Source organism: Lysobacter brunescens (genome assembly GCF_042677005.1).
Lineage (GTDB): Bacteria > Pseudomonadota > Gammaproteobacteria > Xanthomonadales > Xanthomonadaceae > Lysobacter_I > Lysobacter_I brunescens.
In genome coordinates this window covers 1,511,693-1,534,521 of record NZ_JBHTIF010000001.1, presented here as the reverse complement: position 1 = coordinate 1,534,521, position 22,829 = coordinate 1,511,693, and the positions used below count along the sequence as shown (strand labels likewise).

Here is a 22,829-nt window from a genome sequence, read left to right as displayed (position 1 = left end):
CTTTTCCGTTCCGGCGCATCCAGACCATGAGATGAGCCCTTCCGCCGCCCGCTCCAGCTTCGCCATCGAGGTGCCCGACAGCCTGCTCGTCCGGCTGCGCGGCGGCGAGCGCGCGGCGTTCGAGCAGGTCTACCGCTGGTTCGAGCGGCCGGTGTTCACCCTGGCGCTGCGCGTCTGCGGCGAGCGCGAACAGGCTGCCGACGTGCTGCAGGACACCATGCTCAAGGTGTTCCATCGCATCGGCGATTTTCGCGGCACGGGCGGCCCACGACAGGAGGGCACCGAGGCCAGTCCGTTCTGGGGCTGGCTGCGGCAGATCGCGGTCAACGAGGCGCTGATGTCGCTGCGCCGCAACAAACGCCACGACGACATCCTGCCGCTGCCGGACAGTCACGACACCGCAGGCGAGCTGATCGACGAACGCAGCCCGCCACCACCGGCTGCCGCCGATGCCGCGACCCTGCAGCGCGCGCTGGACCGGCTGCCGGCGGTCACCCGCTCGGTGCTCTGGCTGTATCACGCCGAGGGCTACACGCACGAAGAGATCGCGTTGCTGATGGCGCGCACGCCGAGTTTCTCGAAATCACAACTGTCGCGCGGCACGAAACGCCTGCGCGAACTGCTCGAACCCGCCGGCGGCTGCGCGCTGCCGGCCTCCACTCGCGAGGCCGCCCATGGCTGACGCATCCCGAGACACCGCGCCCTCCGGCTGGGGCGACGCCTTCGCGGCGCTGCCGCTGGAGACACCACCGGCATCGCGCTGGCCGGCGATCGAAGCCGCACTGGACGCACGCAACGACGACGGCCGGCATGACGAACAGGCCGGCATGACTCCGACATGGCCGCGCCGCGCCGCCTGGGCGGCCGTGCTCGTGGTCGCCGCGCTGCCCGCGCTGTTCTGGCTGCGGCCGACGACCGACCCCGCGCCGTCGCGCTCGCCCTTCACCGCCGCACCTGCGGTCGAACCTGCCGCGCCGGCATCCAACGCTCCGCAGCGCGTTGCCGTTGGGCCGGCCAGCGAGGCACCCGCACGCACGCCGCCTCGCACGGCCACATCGACATCGGCGTCCCGATCGACCGTACCGCCGAACGCGGCTCGCATCGCACGCGCACCCGTTACAGCTGTCGCTACCGATGCGCGAGCCACGGCAGCGCAGCCGAAGCCCTGGCCGCGTGCGCGGATGGCATCCGATCATGAAGACGGCGCATCGATGCAGGCGGCGCTCGAGCCGTATTACAAGGAATCCGCACGTCTGGAACGGGTGATCGCCGCGACCCGCGATCCGCGCGTCGGCAGCGGCCCGGCGGCGTCCCTCGCCGGTGCGCTGGATGCCGAACTGGCCGCCGTCGATGCCCGCCTCGCCCAGTCGGGCCTCGATGCCGATCAGCGCCTCGCACTGTGGCGCGAGCGCGTCGACCTGCTGCGCACCTCCGCCGAGCTCGAAAGCCAGCTGCGACTGCTCGCTGCGGAAGGCGATGCGCTCGACGGCGCACTGGTGCGCGTGGATTGAGCCGCCGCCATCACCGACATCACCCATCTCGCCGATCTCGTCGATCTCTTCCTGCCGATCGACACCACCCAATCGACGCACCGTTCCGCACATCCAACCCCGAGGTTCGCATGACCACGCTCCGCACATCGCTCACCACCCTCGCCCTCGCCTGCATGCTGGCGCCCGCCTTCGCGGCCTCGGCGCAATCGACGACCGGCGCGAAACCGGCGGGCCCCACGCCCGAGCAGCGCAAGGAACTCGACGCCGCGCGCGACGAACTGCAGCGAGCCGCAAAACGACTCGCCGAGCTGTCCAGCCGCTACGGCGGTGCGGGCTTCGGCGGTGCAGGCTTCGACATGGAGACCTTCGCGCCCAGCCGCCCGGTCGTCGGCGTCCTGCTCGCACCCGAGCCGCAGGGCGGCGTGCGCATCAGCGGCGTCACGCCCGGCGGTGCCGCCGCAAATGCCGGCCTGCGCAGCGGCGACCGCCTGCTGCGCGTCAACGGCAAGGCCATCAACGGCGACAGCGCAGAGGCGCGTGTCGACGGCGCGCGTGCGCTGCTGCAGGACCTGGACGAAAAGACGCCGGTCAAGCTGACCTTCGCACGCGACGGCCGGGAGCAGGAGGTCAGCGTCACGCCGAAACGCGACGCGCGGGTCATGGTGTTCTCCAGCGACGGCAAGCAACCGGGCGAGCGCGTGGTGATCCGCCGCATCGGCGACGGCAAGCTCGACATCGATGGCGAGACCATCGATCTCCCCGGGTTTGCCGAGCGAGCGGGCAAGGCCGGCACATCGCAGGTGTTCGCCTTCGCCCACGGCGACGAAGCGGGGCCGAACATCGAACGCCGCGTCATCCGCATCGAATGCAAGGACGGCAAGGGCGACTGCGCGACGCGGCTCGGCGCAGACGGCGGCACGCGCGAGATCCGCAGCATCTCCGTCGGTGCGCCGTGCAAACCGGGCGAGGACTGCAAGGGCGGCCACCTGCTCGCCGAAGCCTTCCGCTGGAGCGGCCTGAACCTGGCCTCGGTCGATGCGCAGCTGGGTCGCTATTTCGGCACCGACAAGGGCGTGCTGGTGCTCAGCGCCGGGCCGGTGCTGGACACGCTGCAGCCGGGCGACGTGATCCTGCGCGTCGACGGCAAGGCGGTAGCGACGCCGCGCGAGGTGATGGATGCGCTGCGCGGCAAGCCGGCGGACAGCACAGTCCCCGTGGACTACCTGCGTGACCGCGCGCCGGGCAGCGCGAAGATCAAGGTGCCGGATCAGGCGCGCCTGCCGGCGTTCGGTGCCGTCGATGTCGGTGCCATCGATATCGGTGCGATCGACCTGGACATCGATGCCCTGCGCGCGATGCCCGGCGCGCGCGTGCAGCGCCACGTGATGATGGTCGACAAGGACGGCAAGGTCACCACGTTCCAGGATGGCGACAAGGCCGACGACAAGGCCGAGTGAGGTTCCGGGCGGAAAGCCGCCCCATCCCGACCTTCCCCCGCCCACGGGGGAAGGCGAAAGCGGCAGGCGCCGAACGGATTCAATGCGCAGTCGCGACCCGCCAGGGCATTGCGGCGACGTCTTCGAAGCGCGCGCCGAGGTCGATGTCCTCCAGGCGCGCGATGCGCTGCAGCATGTCGGTGCCGAGCGGCGAGAGCGCCGCGAGACTGGCGGCCAGCGTGGTGCTCGGCCCGCCCTGCGGCGAGGCCAGCGCATGCAGGCGGAGCGCGCTCAGCTGCCAGCGCTCGCCGCCGAGATGCAGCGACAGGCGCCGCCACAATCGACCGGCGACGCCGTCGTCGCGGCCGAGACCGCAGTCGCGGCAGGCCGCATGCGGCGCGTCCACGCGCGGCAGCGCCTGCTGCAGGCGTTCCCAGGCGAGGAAATCGCTGTCCGGCAGCAGGTACAGCCGCCAGCAGCAGTCGCCGGATCGATCGCGGAACTGCAGGCATTCCTGCCAGCCGTCGCTGTCGATGCCGCACCACGCTTCGGCGCGCACCGCCTGCTGCCAGCCGCCGAGTTCGCCGCCCAGCCCATCGCCGCAACGGCTGCGGTACACGCACAGCACCGTGCCCAGCGCGGCGAGAGCCTCGGGCGTGGGCAGCGCGTTCGTGCAGGAAGACGTGCGAGTGGGACGCATGGCGGACTCGTGTTCGTGAACGACACAAGGCGGCTGGCGTCGGGCAGGGCCCGGGTGGCTCGCGTGCCTGGAGGAGAGAGAAGGCAGTCGGGCGACGATCGCATCGCACCGCCTGCGGATTACTTCGTGAGGATCAGCTTGTCGTTGCGGGTGTGGCGCAGGCGATAGCACTCGTCGCCGTGGCGGATCAGCACCTCGCGGCCACCGTTGAGCAGCAGGCGGCTGTCGAGCACCGGCATCGCGGAAGAGGCGGCAGGTTCGGCGGTCGTCGCGGCGACGACCGGAAGATCGGGGGAGTTCAGTCGCGCATTCATCCGTTGACCATCCCAGGCGAGATGATCAAATGATAACGATTATCATTTGCACGTCAACCCGTCCGCGCAGACAGGGTGGGCAAGCGGACCGCGCCCGGCTCAGGCCGCCGTTGCCGCCTCGATGCGCCGCCACAGGGCGTCGTCGACGCGTTCGGCAAGATCCAGCGCTTCGAGGTTCTGCAGCAGCTGCTCGACGCGGCTGGCGCCCAGGATGACCGTCGACACGTGCGGGTTGCGGAGGCACCAGGCGATCGCAAGCGGCGCCGGCGGCAGGCCGGCTTCGGCGGCCAGCGCGACGTAGCGCCGCGCGCGCTCGCGGCGACGGCCGTTCTCGGCGTCCAGCACCATCCGCTGAAGCCAGCCCTGCCCTTCCAGGCCGAGGCGCGCATCGCCGGGAACGTCATCGTTGTACTTGCCGGTGAGCAGGCCCGAGCCCAGCGGCGACCAGGTCGTCGTGCCCAGGCCGAGTTCGCCGTAGAGCGGCGCGTATTCGAGTTCGACGCGGTCGCGATGCAGCAGGTTGTACTGCGGCTGCTCCATCGACGGCGCATGCAGGCCGTGCTGGCGCGCGATCTTGGTCGCTTCGCGGATCTGCGCCGCCGACCACTCCGACGTGCCCCAGTACAGCACCTTGCCCTGGCGGATCAGCACGTCCATCGCCCACACCGTCTCCTCGATCGGCGTATCCGGGTCGGGGCGATGGCAGAAGTACAGATCGAGATAGTCCACGCGCAGGCGCTTCAGCGCGGCGTCGCAGGCATCGCGCACGTGCTTGCGCGACAGGCCTTTCTGCATCGGCCCGGGATCCTTCGCAGAACCGAACATCACCTTGCTCGACACCGCGTAGCCGTCGCGCGGCAGGCGCAGGTCGGCGATCACGTCGCCCATCACCCGTTCGGCTTCGCCGTTGGCGTAGCCCTCGGCGTTGTCGAAGAAGTTGATGCCGTGGTCCCACGCCGCAGCGATAAGGTCGCGCGCGGTGCCGCGCCCGATCTGCTGGCCGAAGGTGATCCAGGCGCCGAAGGACAGGGCGGACACCTGCAGGCCGGTGGAGCCAAGGCGACGGTAGAGCATCGGGACATCCATGGAGTGCGACGGGGGAGCGCCAGTGTACCCGGGCGATTCGTATAGAATGCCGCCACTCTTCCTCCGGGGAGTAGCCCACCGGCTGCGGCGCACGCTCTGTTCGAGCGCCTTCGCACCGGGTTCCGCGTCAACAGACTTGGCCGGCAGGCCGTGGCGCGGAAGCATGCACCGTCGAGGCGGCGCATCGGGCAAGACCGAAGGCAGACGTTGCGCCACCCGGGCCGGGCTGCGCGGCGTTTGCCTTCGCGTCCACGCGAAGCCCGGCCCTGGAGTTTTCATGGATGCGTCCACGCTGTTCGCCGGCGACCTCTCGTCGGCCCTGCCCACCCTCGGCGTCTCCACGCTCGCCGTGGCCATCGCCGAGATCGGCGACAAGACCCAACTGCTCGCCCTGCTGCTCGCCGCGCGCTTCCGCCGGCCCTGGCCGATCATCGCCGGCATCTTCGTCGCGACCGTGCTCAACCACGCGCTCGCCGGCTGGATCGGTGCCTGGGTCGCGAGTTACCTGTCGCCCGAGGTGCTGCGCTGGCTGGTCGCCGGCAGCTTCCTCGCGATCGGCCTGTGGACCCTGATCCCCGACAAGATCGACGACGACGGCGAACGCCTGCCCGCGCGCAGCGCGTTCATCGCCACGACCATCGCCTTCTTCCTCGCCGAGATCGGCGACAAGACCCAGATCGCGACCGTGGTGCTGGCCGCGAAATCGACACTGCTCTGGCCGGTCGTGCTGGGCACCACGCTGGGCATGCTGCTCGCCAACGTGCCGGTGGTGCTGCTGGGCAGCCGGTTCGCGGCGAAACTGCCGCTGAAGGCCGCGCGCATGGCGGCGGCCGCGCTGTTCATCGCACTGGCGCTGTGGGTGGCCTGGCGCGGCATGCCGTCGACGGAAGGCGTGCCGGCGACGCCAGCCGTGCCGGCCGCCACGCGGGCGACCGGCTGAAGCGATGCCATGAAGCGACCGGCTTCGATCAGAGCCTGTTCAAGGTCGCGCCATGCCTCTCGCCGGTCCTGTCGGGGCGCGGGGCAAGGAAGAGAGAGGGAGTGGATGTGTCGATCCACGACCGAACGATGACGCTGCACCGCGCCCCGACAGGGCCGGCCCTCCGGGTTGTGTCGCAGCGGGCCGCTGCGACACGACGAGAGGCGTGGAGAGACCTTGGACAGGCTCTCAAAAGCTGGTCTGCGGCCAGTCGGGGACCGACACGCGTTCGAAACGCTGCCACGAAGCCGTGCCGCAGACCTCGGTGCGCAACTGCACGCCGGTGTTCAACGTGCCGTTGGGCACCGTCGCGCAGTAACTGGTGTTGTGCCGGCTGCGGAAGCGGCCGTCGGTGGTGATGAACCATTTCTCCGAATCGCCGCCGTCGCAGTCCCACAGGTGCATCGCCTTGCCGGCGCCGGCGCTGCCGCCGGAGATGTCCACGCACTGCGCGTTGTTGCCGCGCGGGCGGAGCTGTCCCTCGGCGGTGTAGACGTACTGCTGGTCGTAGCCGCCGCTGCACAGCTCCTGGTCGAGCGCGCTGCCGTTGCCGTAGGCGTTGTTGCTGGTGCCGACGCAACGCGTGCCCGAGGCGCTGAGCGGACGCAGGGTGAAATAGCCCGGCAGGCCGCGACGGAGACCGACCAGCGGGATGTTCGCGGTCCATGCCGGGACGGTCACGCTGCCATCGCTGAGCGAATCGGTCACGTCCATGCCGATCGCCGACACCCCGTGCGCCACCGCGATGTAGGTGGGCGCGAAATCGGTGCTGACGAAGTCGCCGGCCGCGCCCCACAGGTGCATGAGTTGGCGGTATTCCGCAGCACGGTTGGCGACGAGCTGGTAGTGGTCGCCGGCCTGCACGTTCGCGCAGAGCATCTGTCCGGACGCCGAGGCGGACATGCCGTCGACCGTGCCGGAGATCTCGCCCGGGTCCGGCGCATCCACGTCCGGGCACAGGAACGCGGACATCGCGCTGCCGCGCAGGGCGATCATGGCGTCCATGCCCTGGTTCACCGCACCGATGCGCCCGCCGGTGAACGCGACGATGATGCGGCCGCGCAGCGCGTTCGCGCTCGGCCAGCCGACGGCGCCGAGCTTCTCTCGCGCGGTGGCGCCGGGCGCCCCGGCAATCGCGCTGCGCAAATCGGCATAGCGATACAACCGCGACCCGAGATAGCCGGAGACGAAGCGATCGAGCGCGTCGATCTTCGACACGTCCCAGGCGCTGAGCAGGTTGCCGGTGCGGGTCTTCATGTCGACGAACACGACGATCGGCAGTTCACCGGGATGCGCGTCCTGCCAGGCGACGATGTCGTCGAGGCAGTCGGCCAGGCGATCGGCGGTGCCGCGGCAATTGCTGTTGGTCGGGCCGCCATCGTGGGCGACATACGGCCCCCGGGGATTCGTCGAGCCGTCGTCCTGGTCCTGCACGTCGAGTTCGAGGGTGCGATATCCGGCATCGAGCCAGAGCGTCAGTTGCGCACCATGCTCGTAGCTGTTGTGCGGCTGCAGCATGTACAGCTGGTCCAGGCGCGGATCGGACTGGGCCTGCACGGCGGCGAACGGCAGGGCCAGCAGCGCGAGCGCGGCGGCCTGCAGCCCGCGCGCGACGCGTCGGCGGGCCGTGGGGAAACGGAACGACATGGGACTCCTCCTTGGATGATCGCGCTCCTTCGCAGCCCGGCAACGCGCGCGGGCGCCGGGCCGGTCCCGCCCTGGGCGTCGGCGGCGGACGGCGGCCCGGGACCGCAGCCAGCGCCTGCGAGGCTATCCTGTAGCAGGACCGAACGCACGCGGCACGCATGACATGAGCATCACCGGCGACTGGAAACGAGACCTCGTGCGGACGCTGCTGGCGCGGCCGGACGAGGTCATGCTCGACCTCGGCGCTGGCGGCGAACTGCTGGTGGCGCGTATCCGCGCGCTGCTGTCGGCGCTGTCGCTGCTGCTCGCGCCGGTGGCACTGATCGGCAACCAGGGCGCGGGCAAGCTCACCGAACTGATGATCGGCCTGGGCGCGACGGTCTTCATCAACATCTGCGCGCAGATCTGGCTGGCGCTGGCGCGCAACCGCCGCCGGCACAGCTGGCTGCCCTACGCCACCACCACCTACGACGTCACCACCACCACGCTGGTGCTGGCGCTGCTGCACCTGAGCGACCCGGTGGCGCCGTTCAACAGCATCATCGTGTGGGTGTTCTACCTGATCTCGATCAGCATGACCGCGCTGCGCAACGACGGCCGGCTCACGCTCTACGCCGGCGGCATGGCGATGCTGCAGTACTCGCTGCTGGTCGGCATGCTGCTGGCGATGGCCGAGTCGCCCGAACAGCTGGTGTCGGTGGATTACGGCACGGTGTCGGTGGGCGCGCAGATCGAGCGCGTGGTGCTGATGCTGCTGATGACGGTGCTCACCGCGACCGTGGTCTACCGCATGCAGCGGCTGATCGAATCCTCCGGCAGCGACGGCCTGACCGGGCTGCCCAACCGCTCGTGGCTGGTGCAGCGCATGCCGCGCATCCTCGAAGCCGCGCGCGAGGACAACCAGTCGCTGACCGTGGCCCTGCTCGACCTCGACCGCTTCAAGCGCATCAACGACCAGTACGGCCACCTCACCGGCGACCGCGCGATCCGCCACATCGTCGGCTCGATGCGCGAGATCCTGCGCGAACGCGAGCGCCTGGTGCGCATCGGCGGCCAGGAGTTCGTGCTGGTGATGTACTGCCCGATCGGCAACGCCTGGGAACGCCTGGACCGCCTGCGCCAGCTCATGGCCGAGCGCCCCTTCGTGCCCGAGCGCGGCGGCGACCCGTTGCACATCACCTTCAGCGGCGGTCTGTCGGCCTATCCCAGCGACGGCAACAACGTCTCCTCGCTGCTGCGCACCGCCGACCGTCGCCTGCAGGTGGCCAAGCACGAGGGCAGCAACCGGGTCGTGGCCCGGGATACCTGAATGGAGGCGACCCGCAGCCTCGCCCGGGCCCCTGTTGCCCGTACGCCCCCCACTGGCCTACCCTGCCGGGGTTTGGGCCGACCGGCCCGACGATCGGCCCACCACCGGGCCACCTAATCGGCACGGGGAGACGTGATGGAAGCTTTGATGCGGGTCGGATTCGGCCTGTTCGGACTGGCGGTGCTCATCGGCATCGCGTGGGCGTTCTCGAGCAACAAGAAGGCGGTCGACTGGAAACTGGTCGGCACCGGCGTGGCGCTGCAGATCGCGTTCGCGGCCTTCGTGCTGATGACCACCTGGGGCAGCGCCATCTTCGAAGGCCTCGGCTCGGTGTTCGTCAAGCTGATCGAGTTCACCAACGCCGGCTCGCAGATGATCCTCGGCGGCATGGCCGACCAGGAGAAGTACGGCTTCGTCTTCATCTTCCACGCGCTGCCGACGGTGATCTTCTTCGCCTCGTTCATGGCGGTGCTCTACCACCTCGGCGTGATGCAGTGGGTGGTGAAGATCATGGCCCTGGCGATCACCAAGGTGATGAAGGTGTCCGGCGCGGAAACCACCAGCGTCTGCGCCAGCGTGTTCATCGGCCAGACCGAGGCGCCGCTGACCGTGCGCCCGTACATCAACAAGATGACCGAGTCCGAGCTGCTGACGATGATGATCGGCGGCATGGCGCACATCGCCGGCGGCGTGATGGCGGTGTACATCGGCATGCTGGCCGGTGCCGACACCGTGCAGCAGCAGATCTACGCCAAGCACTTCCTCGCCGCGTCGATCATGGCCGCCCCGGCCACCCTGCTGATCGCCAAGATCCTGATCCCGGAGACCGGCACGCCGCTGACCGCGGGTTCGGTGACGGTGCACATCGAGAAGGAAAGCAAGAACATCATCGACGCCGCCGCCGCCGGCGCGTCCGACGGCATGAAGCTGGCGATCAACATCGCCGCGATGCTGCTGGCCTTCGTCGCCCTGATCGCGATGATCAACCACCTGATCGGCTGGGTCGGCGACTGGCACATCCCGGGCTACCAGAGCATCAACATGATGCTCAACGACGGCGCCGTCGCGGTCGCCGAGCAGAAGACGCGCCTCAACCTCGGCCTGATCCTCGGCTACGTGCTGGCGCCGATCGCCTGGGTGATCGGCATCGACTGGAACGACTCGGTGATCGCCGGCGGCCTGATCGGCCAGAAGATCGTGCTCAACGAGTTCATCGCCTACCTGCAGCTGTCGCAGACCCCGGTCGGCACCGGCCCGGGCGAGATCAGCGAGAACTCGCGCCTGATCCTGACCTACGCGCTGTGCGGCTTCGCCAACTTCGCCTCGATCGCGATCCAGATCGGCGGCATCGGCGGCCTGGCCCCGGAGCGTCGCGGCGACCTGGCCCGCTTCGGCCTGCGCGCGGTGCTCGGCGGCTCCATCGCCACCCTGATGACCGCGACCATTGCCGGTGTGCTGATCCACTTGCGTTAATCTCCCCGACCCCACGCGCCCCCGCGCGTCGTCGTCGATTCAATTCCTGTTCCACCGACACCTCCGGAGCGATCCGGGGGTGTCTTTTTCAGAGCACCCACATGTCCACCCAGCCTGCCTCACCCGACGTCGTCGTCGTCGGTTCCTTCAACGTCGACCACGTCTGGCGCACCGACGCCCTGCCCGCGCCCGGCGCCACCCACGGCGGCGAATACGCCAGCGGCCCCGGCGGCAAGGGCTTCAACCAGGCCACCGCCGCCGCCCGCTCCGGCGCGCGCACCGCCTTCGTCTGCGCACTGGGCGACGATGTCGGCGGCCAGCTCGCCCGCGCCCTCGCCACCGCCGACGGCATCGACCTGCGCGACCAGCGCAGCCCCTCGCCGACCGGCACCGCCGGGATCTTCGTCGATGCCCAGGGCCGCAACAGCATCGTCATCGGCCCCGGCGCCAACGCCTGCCTCGACACCGGCTTCATCGACGCCCAGCGCGACACCATCGCCGCTGCGGGCGTCACGCTCGCCCAGCTCGAATCGCCGATCGAGGCGGTCACCGCCGCCCTGCGCCATGCCCGCGACACGGGCCGCCTGGCGATGCTCAACCCGGCACCGGCGAACGTGGCCGTGCCGCGCGACCTGCTGGCGATGGCCGACCTGCTGACGCCCAACGAGACCGAGTGCGCCGGCCTGTTCGCCCGCCACCTCGGCGAGCGCATCGACGGCGACGCCGTGGCCTACCTCGACTCGCCGCGCCTGCATGCGCTGTGCCGCGACCTCCTGCCCGGCGGCACCGTGGTGATCACCCTCGGCGCGGCCGGTTGCTTCGTCTCGCATCCGGACAACGCCACGCGCGGCGACGACACCGCCTGGTACCGACTGGGCGCGGAGACCGTGGCCGTGGTCGATACCACCGGCGCCGGCGACGCCTTCAGCGGCGCACTGGCCGCCGCGCTGGCCACGCGCCCGGGCGAACCCTTCGCCGCCCTGCTGCGGGACGCCTCGCGCTACGCCGCGCTGTCGACCGAACGCCCCGGCGCCGCCACCGCCATGCCGACCCGCGAGGAGGTCGCGGCGCGCTTCGGCGGCTGAGCTTCCGTCCGGCGACAAGCGGTCGCCAAGGCCCGCCGGGTCTTGGCTAAGCTCGACGGTACCCAACACGGAGTACCGCAGATGGCCGGCAAGTTCGTGATCAGCAAGCGCAAGAACGGGGAATTCCAGTTCAACCTCAAGGCCGGCAACGGCCAGGTCATCCTGACCAGCGAGGGCTACGACACACTGCAGGGCTGCGAGAACGGCATCGCATCGGTGCGGAAGCATGCGCAGGACGCGGCGAATTTCGACAAGAAGACCGCGAAGGACGGCAGCCCGTATTTCTCGCTGATGGCGAAGAACGGCGAATCCATCGGCAAGAGCGAGATGTACAAGAGCACCAGCTCGCGCGACAACGGCATCCGCTCGGTGATGACCAATGCGCCCGGCGCGGCGGTGCAGAACCTGATCGCGAAATAAGCGCGAACACCCCGAGTCATCTGCCGATCCGACGCTCGCCCCCTTTGCAAAGGGGGCCGACGCGCGAAGCGCGGCGGGGGGATTTGCTCTTGCGACCGACTCGCAATCGCGGGGAGCGCTGACCGCGCAAATCCCCCGCGGACGCTGCGCGACCGCAGCCCCCTTTTTCAAAGGGGGCAAGCGCTGCCCTACAATGCCGCGCATGCGGATCGGCCCCCACACCATCGACCCCCGCGTGATCCTGGCCCCGATGGCCGGGGTCACCGACAAGCCGTTCCGGCAGCTCTGCAAGCGCCTGGGCGCCGGGCTGGCGGTGTCGGAGATGACCATTTCCGATCCGCGCTTCTGGAACACCCGCAAATCCCTGCACCGCATGGACCACGAGGGCGAGCCGGCGCCGATCAGCGTGCAGATCGCCGGCACCGTGCCCGAGCTGATGGCCGAGGCCGCGCGCTACAACGTCGACCATGGCGCGCAGATCGTCGACATCAACATGGGCTGCCCGGCAAAGAAAGTCTGCAACGCCTGGGCCGGTTCGGCGCTGATGCGCGACGAAGCCCTGGTCGGCCGCATCCTCACCGCGATGGTGAAGGCGGTCGACGTGCCGGTGACGCTGAAGATCCGCACCGGCTGGGCCGCCGACGCGCGCAACGCGCCGACGATCGCGCGCATCGCCGAGGACTGCGGCATCGCCGCACTGACCATCCACGGCCGCACCCGCGACCAGCAGTACACCGGCACCGCCGAGTACGAGACCATCGCCGCGATCAAGGCGATGCTGAAGATCCCGGTGATCGCCAACGGCGACATCGATTCGCCACAGAAGGCCCGGCACGTGCTCGACGTCACCGGCTGCGACGCGGTGATGATCGGCCGCGCCGCGCAGGGTCGGCCGTGGATCTTCCGCGAGGTCGCGCACTTCCTCGCCACCGGCGACACGCTGCCGCCGCCGACGCTGGCAGAGATCCGCGACATCCTCATCGGCCACCTCGAACACCTGCACGCGTTCTACGGCGAACCGCAGGGCGTGCGCATCGCGCGCAAGCACCTGGGCTGGTATGCCAAGGACCGCCCCGAGAACGAAGCCTTCCGCGCCGTGGTCAACCGCGCCGCCACGGCGGACGAACAGCTGCGGCTCACCCGGGCGTATTTCGATGCGTTGATTGCGGGTGTGCCTGCTGTCGCGCAGGCGGCATGAATCACCGATATGGCGCACCGAGCCTTTTCCCTATGGCTGGAATTCGAGGAATACGCCGCGCCTTATCCGCAGCCTGGCGATGACCCCACTTGCGATTTCTGTAACGCGATCATCACGCTGGATGGCCGCAGCTGCGGCATCGATATCTGGACGTTCGGCTTCATCGAGTACACGCGGCATTTCGACGAATCCACCGGATTGCCCAGGCCCGAACCCGAACGCTTCCTTCTCGCACCAGACCTGCTGGTCGAACGCCTGGAGCGACCGCTGATCGAAGCCGCTCTGTCCACCTTGCTGGACCGCGAGGGGTGGCCAGCACACTGGGCATGGGAAGACGCCGAAGAGAGAACGACATGAGCGATTCCGAATCCCACACCTACCTCCACGGCTACACCTCCACCGAGCAGGACCGGCTGCGCCGCCAGGCGCGCTTCCTGGAAGCGGCGGTGTTCCGCGACATCGATTACCCCGGCGCGCAACGGCTGATCGAAGTCGGCAGCGGCGTGGGCGCGCAGACCGAGGTGCTGCTGCGCCGATTCCCCGACCTGCATGTCACCTGCGTGGACCTCAACCCCTCGCAGATCGAGGCTGCGCATCGCAACCTCGACGCCATCCCCGAATGGCGCGGGCGATACAGCCTGCAGCAGGCCGACGCGACCGCGCTGCCGTTCGCCGATGACAGCTTCGACAGTGCCTTCCTGTGCTGGGTGCTCGAACACGTGCCCTCGCCCGCCGGCGTGCTCGCCGAAGCCCGCCGCGTGCTCGCGCCGGGCGCGCGGATCCACATCACCGAAGTGATGAACGCCTCGCTGTTCATCGCACCGCATGCGCCGAACACCATGGCCTACTGGTCGGCGCTCAACGACTTCCAGCGCGAACAGCACGGCGACCCCTTCGTCGGCGCGAAACTCGGGAACCTGCTGCAAGCAGCGGGCTACCGCGACATCAGCGTCCGCGCACGGACCTTCCACCTCGACAACCGCGCACCGGCCGAACGCGCCGCGATGTTCGCCTACTGGGAAGACCTGCTGCTGTCCGCCGCCGATCAACTGCGCGCGGATGGCCGCGTCACCGCGGAGGTGGTCGAAGGCATGCGCAGCGAAACGCGTGCGCTGATGAACGACCCCGATGCCGTGTTCTTCTATTCCTTCGTCCAGGCGCGCGCCACTGCCTGAATGAGCGAAGAAGCTGCGCATGCATGCGCAGCAGGTCCCTGTCGCCAGCCCGATGCGTCCCGCAGGGCAAACAGGTGCGGCAGAAGGGATACAATGTCTCGTCGACTGCGATGGGGATCGCGGACGATGGTGTGCCCACCGATGAAGGCGCGTCGAACCGGCACGGCCGGATCACGTTCCGACCATCGGAAGCCCGCAGCCCAGCGCAATGCCGGACTGCGCTCTTCATCCGATCGCAACGATCAAGGAGTTCCCCATGAAGCACCGGTGGTTCTGTGCAAGCCTGTTCCTGCTCTCCCTGTCCGCCCATGCGCAGATGACGCCTGCGGACAATGTGTCGTCCCCCATCATCGCCGCGAACAACGCGGCACTGAAGAACACCAGTCTCGATCCGGCCATGGCCGATGCCTGGCTCGACGCGCCCCTGTCGGCCAATGGCGATGGCTGCTACCTGGCCACGCACGGCAAGATCACGCCGCAGGCCGAATATCCCGAAACGCTCCGGCATATCAGGACCTGCGGCGGTTTCGACGCGCCCTACAGCAATCCGCAGTGGGTGAAGAAGACCTGCCAGCGCGGCATGACCAAGTCGTGCGTCAACACCAGTGCGACCGGCACCTACGCGTTCACGTCCTTCGCCAGCGGGCTGACCGATGTGGTCAACCTCTGGTTCACCAGCATCCATCATCCCGGCGGCAGCGAGCGTCTCGCGTTCATCCACGAAGAGAACGTCGGCTACACCGGGTTCAACGCGCCCGGACAGGGCTGGGAAGGCCGCACCCGCATCGGTCTCGCCTACTCGAACGACAGCGGCAACACGTGGAAATACCTCGGCCGCATCGCTTCGCCGCACCAGGACCCGATGCCGTTCAATGTCCAGGGCACCCCCTATTTCGTCCATGAGGGGCATTTCTACATCTGGTACAAGGACAGGAACGCTTCGGGTATCGAAGGCTATGCCGTATCGAAGGCCGACGTGTCTTCGGTGTTGACGGCGGCGCGCGCCGGCCACCTGGGCAGCAACCTGTGGCAGAAGAAGACCCCGTCCGGCTGGAACAGCAACATCGCCTCCGAGCCAGCGTTCCCCGCCGGGGCTGCGGAAGGCGTGATCCATTCGCAGGCCGCGCGCGCGGCGGACGGCAACTACTACATGCTGTCCACCATCATGGTCGGCAGTTCCTGGGGAACCACGTCGACCTACGTCCAGTTGTTCACCATCGACCCCACCACGCTCGCGTGGACGAAGAAGATGCACGTGGTGAACGAAGGCAGCGCAGCCTTCGACCCGAGCGCTGCCGGCAAGGGCTACCAGTACGCGAGCATCGTCGATCCCGAGGGTCGCGCGAATGGCGAGGTGGGCTCGTCCTTCTACGTCTACTCGGGCAAGTTCCAGGATACGGCCGCACCGTTCAAGCAGGCGCTGTACCAGTGGCAGGTCAACCTGTCGCCACCGCCCGGCTTCTACAAGCAGTCGCGGGGCTTCCCGTCCGGCACGCAGGGGCAGAACCACTGGAACTACGCCGCCGTGCTGTCCGGCAACCACATGTCCTGGAACGGCGGCGGTTTCTGGTGGCAGCCGACCGACATCTACAACCGCATCTACAACGGCGGCGCCAGCACCGGCCAGAACGACGGCTTCCTGATGATCTGGACCGCGCCGCAAACCGGCAACGTCCGCGTGCGCCAGACCGTGCGCAGTGCGCAGCCCACGCCATCCTGCGGCGACGGCGTGCTGTTCGCCTTCCAGAAGAACGCTTCTGTGCTGTTCTCGGGAAGCGTCGCCTGGGACGACACCCTCGGCCACAGTTCGTCGCTGAACGTGCCGGTGACCGCTGGCGACCAGCTGTACTTCTACGGCACCAAGGGCGGCAACAACTACTGCGACAACCTGTTCTGGGATCCGTCGATCGCGTACCAGTGATCCCGGGCCAGCTTGGCCATCAATGCCCGTCCTCGACCCGCCGGCGTTGCCCGGCGGGTCCTCCCGGCGAAAGCGGCGACCCGTGCAGCACCGGGTCTCGCCAGATCCTGGCCCACACTCCGCGCAGTCGGCCGGCGGCATCCCAGGGCCACTGCAATTGCTGCGGCGGGATCGCGCGCCAGCGGTCGCCGTCGCGTTCGGCGACGGCGAAATTGAAGATGTAGTCCGGCTCCAGGCCCATGCGCAAGTCGCTGACCACCACACGGCCGTCGACGACGCTGGCCTTCATGAAGCCGTGGTTGAACCAGCGCAGGCGCTGCACCGCGGGCAGGTCGGCGACTGCGCGCATCGCCTCGACATCGGAGGCGAGGGCGCGGAAGCGCATCGGGCCGCGATCCGCGACCAGCGAACGTTCGGCCTCGACATGGCCATCCGGTGTCATCGCGACCACGCGCCACAGCAGCGTGTTGAACGGCATCGGCACGCTGAAGCGCGGCGCATCGGCCAGACCCATCGCGGCGAGCGCTTCATCGGCGGCGCGATCGACCTGGTGCTTGGCGACGAGCGACCAACCGAGGTAGGCCGTACTCAGCATCAGCGCGGCGACCAGCGCACGCTGCGCGAGCAGGCGTTCGCGCGCGACCCACGCGACCACGCAGGCGACGAGCAGCCATAGCGTGTACAGCGGATCGATGATGAAGACGCTGGACCACATCGTCGGCGACACCGGGATCGGCCACCACAGCTGCGTGCCGTAGACGGTGAAGGCATCGAGCAGCGGATGGGTGAACAGCGCGAGCTGGATCGCCCAGAACCAGCGCATCGGCGCTTCAGCGACGCGCCCGCCTCCGAACCGGCGAAACAGCCACCAGATCAGCGCGCCGAGGAACGGCAGCACGAACAGCGAATGGCTGGCGCTGCGATGCCAGGTCATCAGGTCGACCGGGTCGCGGGTCAGCAGCGGGATGACCAGCGAATCGAGGTCGGGCAGCGTGCCGAGCGCGGCGCCGGCGAGCAGTGCGGCGCGGCGGTGCCCGGCGGGGGCGATGGCGGCGGCGAGCGCGCCGCCGAGAACGATCTGGCTGAGGGAATCCATCCGGCGATGCTATCGGTCGCGACCGGATGCGGACGTGCCGGAAGCCATGCCCGGGCGCCGGCAGGCATGGCCGCGTTCAGCCGACTGCACCGGGCCCTGCGGCGTCACTGTACCCGGCCTCAGTCCGGGAAACCCTGCTCGATCCACGCCGCGAAGCGCGCGACTTCCTGCTCGGTCAGGGGCGTGTACGGCGGCGGCGGCATGTTGCCGCTGCGGATCCGCGCCAGGATCGGCCGCGCGTGGGCCTTCACGTCCTCGTGCTTCGTCATGTCGAAACGCCACAGCATCGCGGCGCGATACAGCTTGAACATCGGCGCGATGTCGCGCTCGAACGAAACCTCGACACTCGCTTCCGCGTCGCTCATCCCTGCGTTCCTGGTCCTGTCCTGCCGGGCGCCTGCGGCGATCGCACGCCCTCGTGGCGCTGATCTTTCGCGATCCCCGGCCCCGGGGTCAAGCGCCGCGACACTCAAGCAATCAGGCTGCCCTGGGCCAATCTCCTGCAACAGGCATCGGCATGTCCTGCCTCGGCGGCAACGCTGCCAGCACCTCGCCGCGATGCGAGAGCAGGCGCAGGGTGCCATCGGGCTCCTCGACGAAGGCGGTCAGGCTTTCCACCCAGTCACCGTCGTTGGCGTAGACCAGGCCGTCGCGCTCGTGCAGTGCGGCGCGGTGGATGTGGCCGCAGACGATGCCGTCGAGGCCACGGCAGCGGGCATCGGCCAGGCCGGCGTCGACGAAGCGCGCGATGTAGCGTTCGGCGGCGCCGCTGCGCTGTTTGAGGAATTCCGCCAGCGACCAGTAGCGCAAGCCGAGTCGGCGGCGCACGCGGTTGAGCAGACGGTTGCCGGTGAGGATGCGTTCGTAGAGCCAGTCGCCGAACTTCTCCTGCAGGTTGCCGAACTGTGTGATGCCGTCGTAGTCGTCGCCGTGGACCACGAGCAGTCGGCGACCGTCGGCGGTGACGTGGATCGCGCGGCGGCGCACGCGCATGGCCGGCAGTGTCAGCCCGCAGACATGGCGCAGCGGGCGGTCATGGTTGCCCGGGATGTAGACGATCTCGGTGCCCGCACGGCGCATCGCATGCAGGCGTTCGAACACGCGCTGCTCGGCGGCGGTCCAGCGCATGCGGCGGCTGGCCATCCACCACAAGTCGACGATGTCGCCGACCAGGTAGAGGCGCTCGCAGTCGATCGCGCCGAGGAAATCCGCCAGTTCCGCCGCATGGCAGTGGCTGGCGCCCAGATGCAGGTCAGACAGGAACACCGCGCGGCGACGTCCCTGCAGCGCGTTCACGCCGCCGCCTCGCGCGGCTGCAGATAGCGCTGGCGCTTCTTCGGCAGGATGCGCTGCATGTCCACTTCGATCAGGCCATCGATGCTGTCGCTGAACGCCGGATCCACGCCGAACGCGAGGAAGCGCGCGCCACCGGGTTCGCACAGCTCGGTGTACTGCTTGTACAGCACCGGCACACTCGCACCGTGCGCGGCGAGGTTGGCCTTGAGTACGTCGTAGGCGGTGTCGGCATCGAGGTCGCCGAAGTCCGGCGGCGCCGCGAAATAGCGGAACGGTCGCAGCGAGGCCACGGCATCGTCCGCGCCGTAGTAGCGCGAGTAGTACGCGACCAGATGCTCGCGCGCCGGCAGCGGCAGCGCCGCGCTGATCGACACCGCGCCGAAGAGATAGCGCACCTGCGGATGCTTGCGCAGGTAAGCGCCGATGCCCTGCCACAGGTAGTCCAGGCTGCGGCTGCCCCAGTACTCGCGCGCCACGAAGCTGCGGCCCAGCTCCAGCCCCTGGGCGATGCGCGGCAAGGCTTCGTCGCCGTAGTGGAACAGCGAGGCGGTGTAGAGCCCGGCCAGGCCACGCCGCGCCAGCACGCTCGCACCGCGCGCCACGCGATAGGCGCCCGCGATGCGGCCGGCAGCCGCGTCCCAGACCAGGATGTGTTCGTAATGCGTGTCGAAGTCGTCCAGGTCCAGGCTGCGGCCGGTGCCCTCGCCCACCTCGCGGAACGTGGCCTCGCGCAGGCGGCCGATCTCGCGCAACAGCGGCGCCTCGGCGTCGAGCCGGGCCAGGCGGATCTCCTTGCCGTCGCCGGTCCGGCCGAGCAGCTCCGTGCACGCCACCGCCATCAGCAGGGTCGGCGGATCGACGGGTGAGGCCACCGGCGCCTCCAGCGGCGCCGGACCGGCGAGCGACGCACCGCGTCGCCCCAGCGCGTACAGCGCCTTGCGCACCTGGCGCAGCGTGCGGACCGGGTCGGCATCGGCCTCGATGCGCAGCGGCGTGCCGATGTGCAGCCGGACGGGCCGGCCACGACGAGCGAACATCTCGCGCGCCAGCAGCGCCGTGCCGACCGGCTTGTACAGCGCCGAGGCGCCGTAGAACAGCGCGGAGTTGCGCGCCGCGATCCGCACCGGCAGCACCGGCGCGCCGCAGCGCCGCGCGAAGCGGACGAAGCCGTGGCGCCAGCGGGTGTCGCGCACGCCGGCCCAGCCCAGCCGCGAGACCTCGCCGGCCGGGAACACCACCACGCACTGGTCGGCCTCCAGCGCCTGCTCGATCGCGCGCAGGCTGTCCGGCGACGGCCGGCCGCCGAGGATCCTCACCGGCAGCAGCAGGCCGGCCAGCGGTTCGAGCGTGCCGAGCAGGTCGTTGGCGACGATGCGCACGTCGCGACGCACCCGGCCCAGCGCCTGCAGCAGCGCCAGCGCGTCGAGCGCGCCCGACGGGTGGTTCGCCACCACCAGCAAGCGACCGACCGCCGGGATGTTGGCCAGTCCGGCCTCCGCCACCTCGCAGCGCAGGCCGAGGAACCCGGCCGCCGCATCGACGAAATCGAAGCCCCGGCGGTCGCCGTGGCCATCCAGGAAGGTCTCGATGGCATCGAAGCGCGACCAGCGGCCGATGCCCTTGAGCAGCGGACGGGCCAGGCGGGCTCGGTGCCCGGTGAACCACTGGGGATAGCGGGACTGCAGGTGCTGTTCGAGCGCGCGCATGGCAGGAACCGTCGGCCGGGATGGCCGCCAGCCTGCCGCCGCGCCGCGACAGCCCGATGGCGGTTTCGCGGCGGCCGGATGACAACCCTGCCGCCCCGCGCCCCTGCCCCGGCGCTGTCCCCGATACGCCGCTAAGGCCGTCACACGGGGCGGGCCGGAATGCGGTACAACGACCACCCGGGCCCCGAAGGGCCGGTACGGTGCAAACCGTTCCGGGGGGGTGTATCATGCCCGGCCATCTTTTCATCCCGATCAAGGGATAAATCTTCAGACAAAGGAAAACGACCACGATGTCCAGCTATCTCTTCACCTCTGAATCGGTGTCCGAAGGCCATCCGGACAAGATCGCGGACCAGATCTCCGACGCGGTGCTCGACGCCATCCTGGCCCAGGACAAGCGCGCGCGCGTGGCCTGCGAAACCCTGGTGAAGACCGGCGCCGCCATCGTGGCCGGCGAAGTGACCACCACCGCCTGGGTCGACATCGAAGCGCTCGCCCGCGACGTGATCAACAAGATCGGCTACAACAATTCCAACGTCGGTTTCGATGGCCACACCTGCGCCATCATCAACATGCTCGGCAAGCAGTCGCCGGACATCGCCGCCGGCGTCGACGGCACCGACAAGAAGGCCAAGAAGCCGGAAGAGCAGGGCGCGGGCGACCAGGGCCTGATGTTCGGCTACGCCTGCAACGAAGCCCCGGAATTCATGCCGGCGCCGATCTACTACTCGCACCGCCTGGTCGAGCAGCAGGCCAAGGTCCGCAAGCAGAAGAACAGCAAGCTGCCGTGGCTGCGCCCCGACGCGAAGTCGCAGGTCACCCTGCGCTACGACGGCAACGCCATCGTCGGCCTCGACGCCGTGGTGCTGTCCACGCAGCACGACCCGGGCATCAAGCACAAGGACCTGGTCGAAGGCGTGCGCGAACACGTGCTGAAGCCGGTGCTGCCGAAGAAGTGGCTCGACGCCCTGCCGAAGAACAAGATCCACATCAACCCGACCGGCATCTTCGTGATCGGCGGCCCGGTGGGCGACTGCGGCCTGACCGGCCGCAAGATCATCGTCGACAGCTACGGCGGCATGGCCCGTCACGGCGGCGGCGCGTTCTCGGGCAAGGATCCGTCGAAGGTCGACCGCTCGGCCGCCTACGCCGCGCGCTACGTGGCGAAGAACATCGTCGCCGCCGGCCTGGCCGACAAGTGCGAAGTGCAGGTGTCCTACGCGATCGGCGTCGCCGAGCCGACCTCGATCTCGGTCACCACCTTCGGCACCGGCAAGATCCCGGACGCGCAGATCGAGAAGCTGATCCGCAAGCACTTCGACCTGCGTCCGTACGGCATCGTGAAGATGCTCGACCTGATCCACCCGATCTACCAGGACACCGCTGCCTACGGTCACTTCGGCCGCAAGCCGTACGAAGTCGCCTACACCGACAGCGACGGCAAGAAGCAGAAGGCCACCGCCTTCTCCTGGGAAAAGACCGATCGCGCCGCCGACCTGCGCAAGGACGCTGGCCTGAAGTAATCGGCCACGTCGCAACGGTACGCAACGAAGGGCGCCGCGAGGCGCCCTTCGTCGTTTACCGGCCGGCGCGATGCCTGCGAAGCGCCGTGCCCGTCCGGGTGGCCTGGCCCCGCGTGGTGTAGCATGGTCGCGGATGCACGGTTCGCCGCCGTCATCGGTGCGGCGCAACGCACTCGCCGCATGCCGGGCAGATCGCGCCCGAATCTCCATCCAGGCCAACGCCGCGGTGCCGCAATCGCACCGATTCCACCCGCACGACCGCTCCGCGCGAATCACGCGCGCCCCCTCCCCATTCCGCGAGAACACCGCCTTGGCCAAGCCCAACTACAACTTCGAAAAGCGTCAGCGAGAAATCGCGAAGAAAAAGCAGCAGGACGAAAAGCAGGCGAAGAAGCGCGCCGCACGCGAAAGCGAAAAGGCCGCAGGCACGGCGCCGACCGACCCGCAGTGAGCGCGAGCGAGACCCCGACGCCGCAGATCTGGGTCGACGCCGACGCCTGCCCCGTCGTGATCAAGGAGATCCTGTTCCGCGCCGCCGAGCGCGGACAGGTGCACGTCACCCTCGTCGCCAACCAGTGGCTGCGCACGCCGCCTTCGCGCTTCATCCGTGCACTGCAGGTCCACGGCGGCTACGACGTCGCCGACAGCGAGATCGTCGACCGCCTGCAGCCCGGCGACCTCGTCGTCACCCAGGACATCCCGCTCGCCGCCCGCGTGATCGAGAAAGGCGGCGACGCGATCCATCCGCGCGGCGACCGCTACACCCCCGACAACATCGCCGAGCGCCTGTCGATCCGCAACTTCATGGAAGACCTGCGCGGCGCCGGCGTGCAGACCGGCGGCCCGCCCACGCTGCACGCACGCGACCGCCAGGCCTTCGCGAACGCACTCGATCGCTGGCTGGCGCAGCGGCCGAAACCCGCAGCATCGCGCGAGGCCTGACGGCACGCTGCGTCGCGGCTCAGATCAAAT

The 22,829-nt window shown here is 69.2% G+C and carries 23 protein-coding genes; 15 read left to right on the top strand and 8 right to left on the bottom strand.

Features of this window, described 5'->3' with window-relative positions:
• Positions 1-31 precede the first annotated feature (31 nt).
• From ACFQ0E_RS06605 to ACFQ0E_RS06595, 3 genes are all read left to right on the top strand, one after another.
• A complete protein-coding gene (locus ACFQ0E_RS06605; protein ID WP_386822879.1) occupies positions 32-682 on the top strand; it encodes an RNA polymerase sigma factor in 651 nt (216 codons plus the stop codon).
• Positions 675-1,511, top strand: a complete 837-nt coding sequence (locus ACFQ0E_RS06600) for a hypothetical protein (protein WP_386822878.1) — start codon at positions 675-677, stop codon at positions 1,509-1,511. The genes ACFQ0E_RS06605 and ACFQ0E_RS06600 overlap by 8 nt, the downstream gene beginning before the upstream one ends.
• A 110-nt stretch (positions 1,512-1,621) precedes the next feature.
• Positions 1,622-2,950: a PDZ domain-containing protein gene (locus tag ACFQ0E_RS06595; RefSeq protein WP_386822877.1), complete on the top strand. Its 1,329-nt coding sequence runs from the start codon at positions 1,622-1,624 to the stop codon at positions 2,948-2,950.
• Positions 2,951-3,029: 79 nt separating this feature from the next.
• Here ACFQ0E_RS06595 and ACFQ0E_RS06590 read toward each other — a convergent pair whose 3' ends face one another.
• From ACFQ0E_RS06590 to ACFQ0E_RS06580, 3 genes are all read right to left on the bottom strand, one after another.
• Positions 3,030-3,629 carry a Hemin transport protein gene (locus ACFQ0E_RS06590; protein WP_386822876.1) on the bottom strand — a complete coding sequence of 200 codons (600 nt, stop codon included), beginning with the start codon at positions 3,627-3,629 and terminating at the stop codon, positions 3,030-3,032.
• Between the two features lie 119 nt (positions 3,630-3,748).
• Entirely contained in the window at positions 3,749-3,943 is a 195-nt protein-coding gene (gene hemP / locus ACFQ0E_RS06585; protein ID WP_386822875.1) for a hemin uptake protein HemP, read from the bottom strand.
• A gap of 99 nt (positions 3,944-4,042) precedes the next feature.
• Positions 4,043-5,017 carry an aldo/keto reductase gene (locus ACFQ0E_RS06580; protein WP_386822874.1) on the bottom strand — a complete coding sequence of 325 codons (975 nt, stop codon included), beginning with the start codon at positions 5,015-5,017 and terminating at the stop codon, positions 4,043-4,045.
• 289 nt (positions 5,018-5,306) lie between these two features.
• Here ACFQ0E_RS06580 and ACFQ0E_RS06575 point away from each other — a divergent pair, with 289 nt between their 5' ends.
• The gene (locus ACFQ0E_RS06575; RefSeq protein ID WP_386822873.1) at positions 5,307-5,969 is read left to right on the top strand and encodes a TMEM165/GDT1 family protein; all 663 of its coding nucleotides are present in this window, start codon (positions 5,307-5,309) and stop codon (positions 5,967-5,969) included.
• 228 nt (positions 5,970-6,197) lie between these two features.
• Here the strand turns inward: ACFQ0E_RS06575 and ACFQ0E_RS06570 are convergent, their stop codons facing one another.
• Positions 6,198-7,655, bottom strand: a complete 1,458-nt coding sequence (locus tag ACFQ0E_RS06570) for a Ca2+-dependent phosphoinositide-specific phospholipase C (protein ID WP_386822872.1) — start codon at positions 7,653-7,655, stop codon at positions 6,198-6,200.
• Between the two features lie 163 nt (positions 7,656-7,818).
• Between ACFQ0E_RS06570 and ACFQ0E_RS06565 the strand changes: the two genes are divergently transcribed.
• From ACFQ0E_RS06565 to ACFQ0E_RS06530, 8 genes are all read left to right on the top strand, one after another.
• Positions 7,819-8,964 (top strand): GGDEF domain-containing protein, encoded by a 1,146-nt coding sequence (locus tag ACFQ0E_RS06565; RefSeq protein ID WP_386822871.1) that lies wholly within the window; start codon positions 7,819-7,821, stop codon positions 8,962-8,964.
• 132 nt (positions 8,965-9,096) lie between these two features.
• Positions 9,097-10,437 carry a NupC/NupG family nucleoside CNT transporter gene (locus ACFQ0E_RS06560; protein WP_386822870.1) on the top strand — a complete coding sequence of 447 codons (1,341 nt, stop codon included), beginning with the start codon at positions 9,097-9,099 and terminating at the stop codon, positions 10,435-10,437.
• A gap of 101 nt (positions 10,438-10,538) precedes the next feature.
• Positions 10,539-11,522, top strand: a complete 984-nt coding sequence (locus ACFQ0E_RS06555; protein ID WP_386822869.1) for a ribokinase — start codon at positions 10,539-10,541, stop codon at positions 11,520-11,522.
• An 81-nt stretch (positions 11,523-11,603) separates the two neighbouring features.
• Positions 11,604-11,942: a YegP family protein gene (locus ACFQ0E_RS06550; RefSeq protein WP_386822868.1), complete on the top strand. Its 339-nt coding sequence runs from the start codon at positions 11,604-11,606 to the stop codon at positions 11,940-11,942.
• 202 nt (positions 11,943-12,144) lie between these two features.
• On the top strand, positions 12,145-13,140 hold the full coding sequence (gene dusB, locus ACFQ0E_RS06545; RefSeq protein ID WP_386822867.1) for a tRNA dihydrouridine synthase DusB: 996 nt from the start codon (positions 12,145-12,147) through the stop codon (positions 13,138-13,140).
• Between the two features lie 9 nt (positions 13,141-13,149).
• A complete protein-coding gene (locus ACFQ0E_RS06540) occupies positions 13,150-13,497 on the top strand; it encodes a hypothetical protein (RefSeq protein ID WP_386822866.1) in 348 nt (115 codons plus the stop codon).
• Positions 13,494-14,315 (top strand): class I SAM-dependent methyltransferase, encoded by an 822-nt coding sequence (locus tag ACFQ0E_RS06535; RefSeq protein WP_386822865.1) that lies wholly within the window; start codon positions 13,494-13,496, stop codon positions 14,313-14,315. Before ACFQ0E_RS06540 ends, ACFQ0E_RS06535 begins: the two co-directional genes overlap by 4 nt.
• A gap of 256 nt (positions 14,316-14,571) precedes the next feature.
• On the top strand, positions 14,572-16,236 hold the full coding sequence (locus ACFQ0E_RS06530; protein WP_386822864.1) for a hypothetical protein: 1,665 nt from the start codon (positions 14,572-14,574) through the stop codon (positions 16,234-16,236).
• 19 nt (positions 16,237-16,255) lie between these two features.
• Here the strand turns inward: ACFQ0E_RS06530 and ACFQ0E_RS06525 are convergent, their stop codons facing one another.
• The 4 genes from ACFQ0E_RS06525 to ACFQ0E_RS06510 form a co-directional block, all read right to left on the bottom strand.
• Positions 16,256-17,332, bottom strand: a complete 1,077-nt coding sequence (locus tag ACFQ0E_RS06525) for a metal-dependent hydrolase (RefSeq protein ID WP_386822863.1) — start codon at positions 17,330-17,332, stop codon at positions 16,256-16,258.
• 119 nt (positions 17,333-17,451) lie between these two features.
• Positions 17,452-17,697, bottom strand: a complete 246-nt coding sequence (locus ACFQ0E_RS06520; RefSeq protein ID WP_386822862.1) for a hypothetical protein — start codon at positions 17,695-17,697, stop codon at positions 17,452-17,454.
• Positions 17,698-17,809: 112 nt separating this feature from the next.
• Positions 17,810-18,628: a UDP-2,3-diacylglucosamine diphosphatase gene (locus ACFQ0E_RS06515; protein ID WP_386822861.1), complete on the bottom strand. Its 819-nt coding sequence runs from the start codon at positions 18,626-18,628 to the stop codon at positions 17,810-17,812.
• Positions 18,625-20,334 carry a lysophospholipid acyltransferase family protein gene (locus ACFQ0E_RS06510; RefSeq protein WP_386822860.1) on the bottom strand — a complete coding sequence of 570 codons (1,710 nt, stop codon included), beginning with the start codon at positions 20,332-20,334 and terminating at the stop codon, positions 18,625-18,627. The genes ACFQ0E_RS06515 and ACFQ0E_RS06510 overlap by 4 nt, the downstream gene beginning before the upstream one ends.
• A gap of 290 nt (positions 20,335-20,624) precedes the next feature.
• On the opposite strand from ACFQ0E_RS06510, the gene metK reads away from it, so the two are divergent.
• The 3 genes from metK to ACFQ0E_RS06495 all read left to right on the top strand — a co-directional run bounded on the left by metK (position 20,625) and on the right by ACFQ0E_RS06495 (position 22,799).
• Positions 20,625-21,857: a methionine adenosyltransferase gene (metK, locus tag ACFQ0E_RS06505; RefSeq protein ID WP_386822859.1), complete on the top strand. Its 1,233-nt coding sequence runs from the start codon at positions 20,625-20,627 to the stop codon at positions 21,855-21,857.
• 133 nt (positions 21,858-21,990) lie between these two features.
• Positions 21,991-22,308, top strand: coding sequence for a hypothetical protein (locus ACFQ0E_RS06500; protein WP_386822858.1), 318 nt, complete (start codon positions 21,991-21,993; stop codon positions 22,306-22,308).
• Positions 22,305-22,799, top strand: coding sequence for a YaiI/YqxD family protein (locus tag ACFQ0E_RS06495; RefSeq protein ID WP_386822857.1), 495 nt, complete (start codon positions 22,305-22,307; stop codon positions 22,797-22,799). The genes ACFQ0E_RS06500 and ACFQ0E_RS06495 overlap by 4 nt, the downstream gene beginning before the upstream one ends.
• The last annotated feature ends 30 nt before the right edge of the window (positions 22,800-22,829 follow it).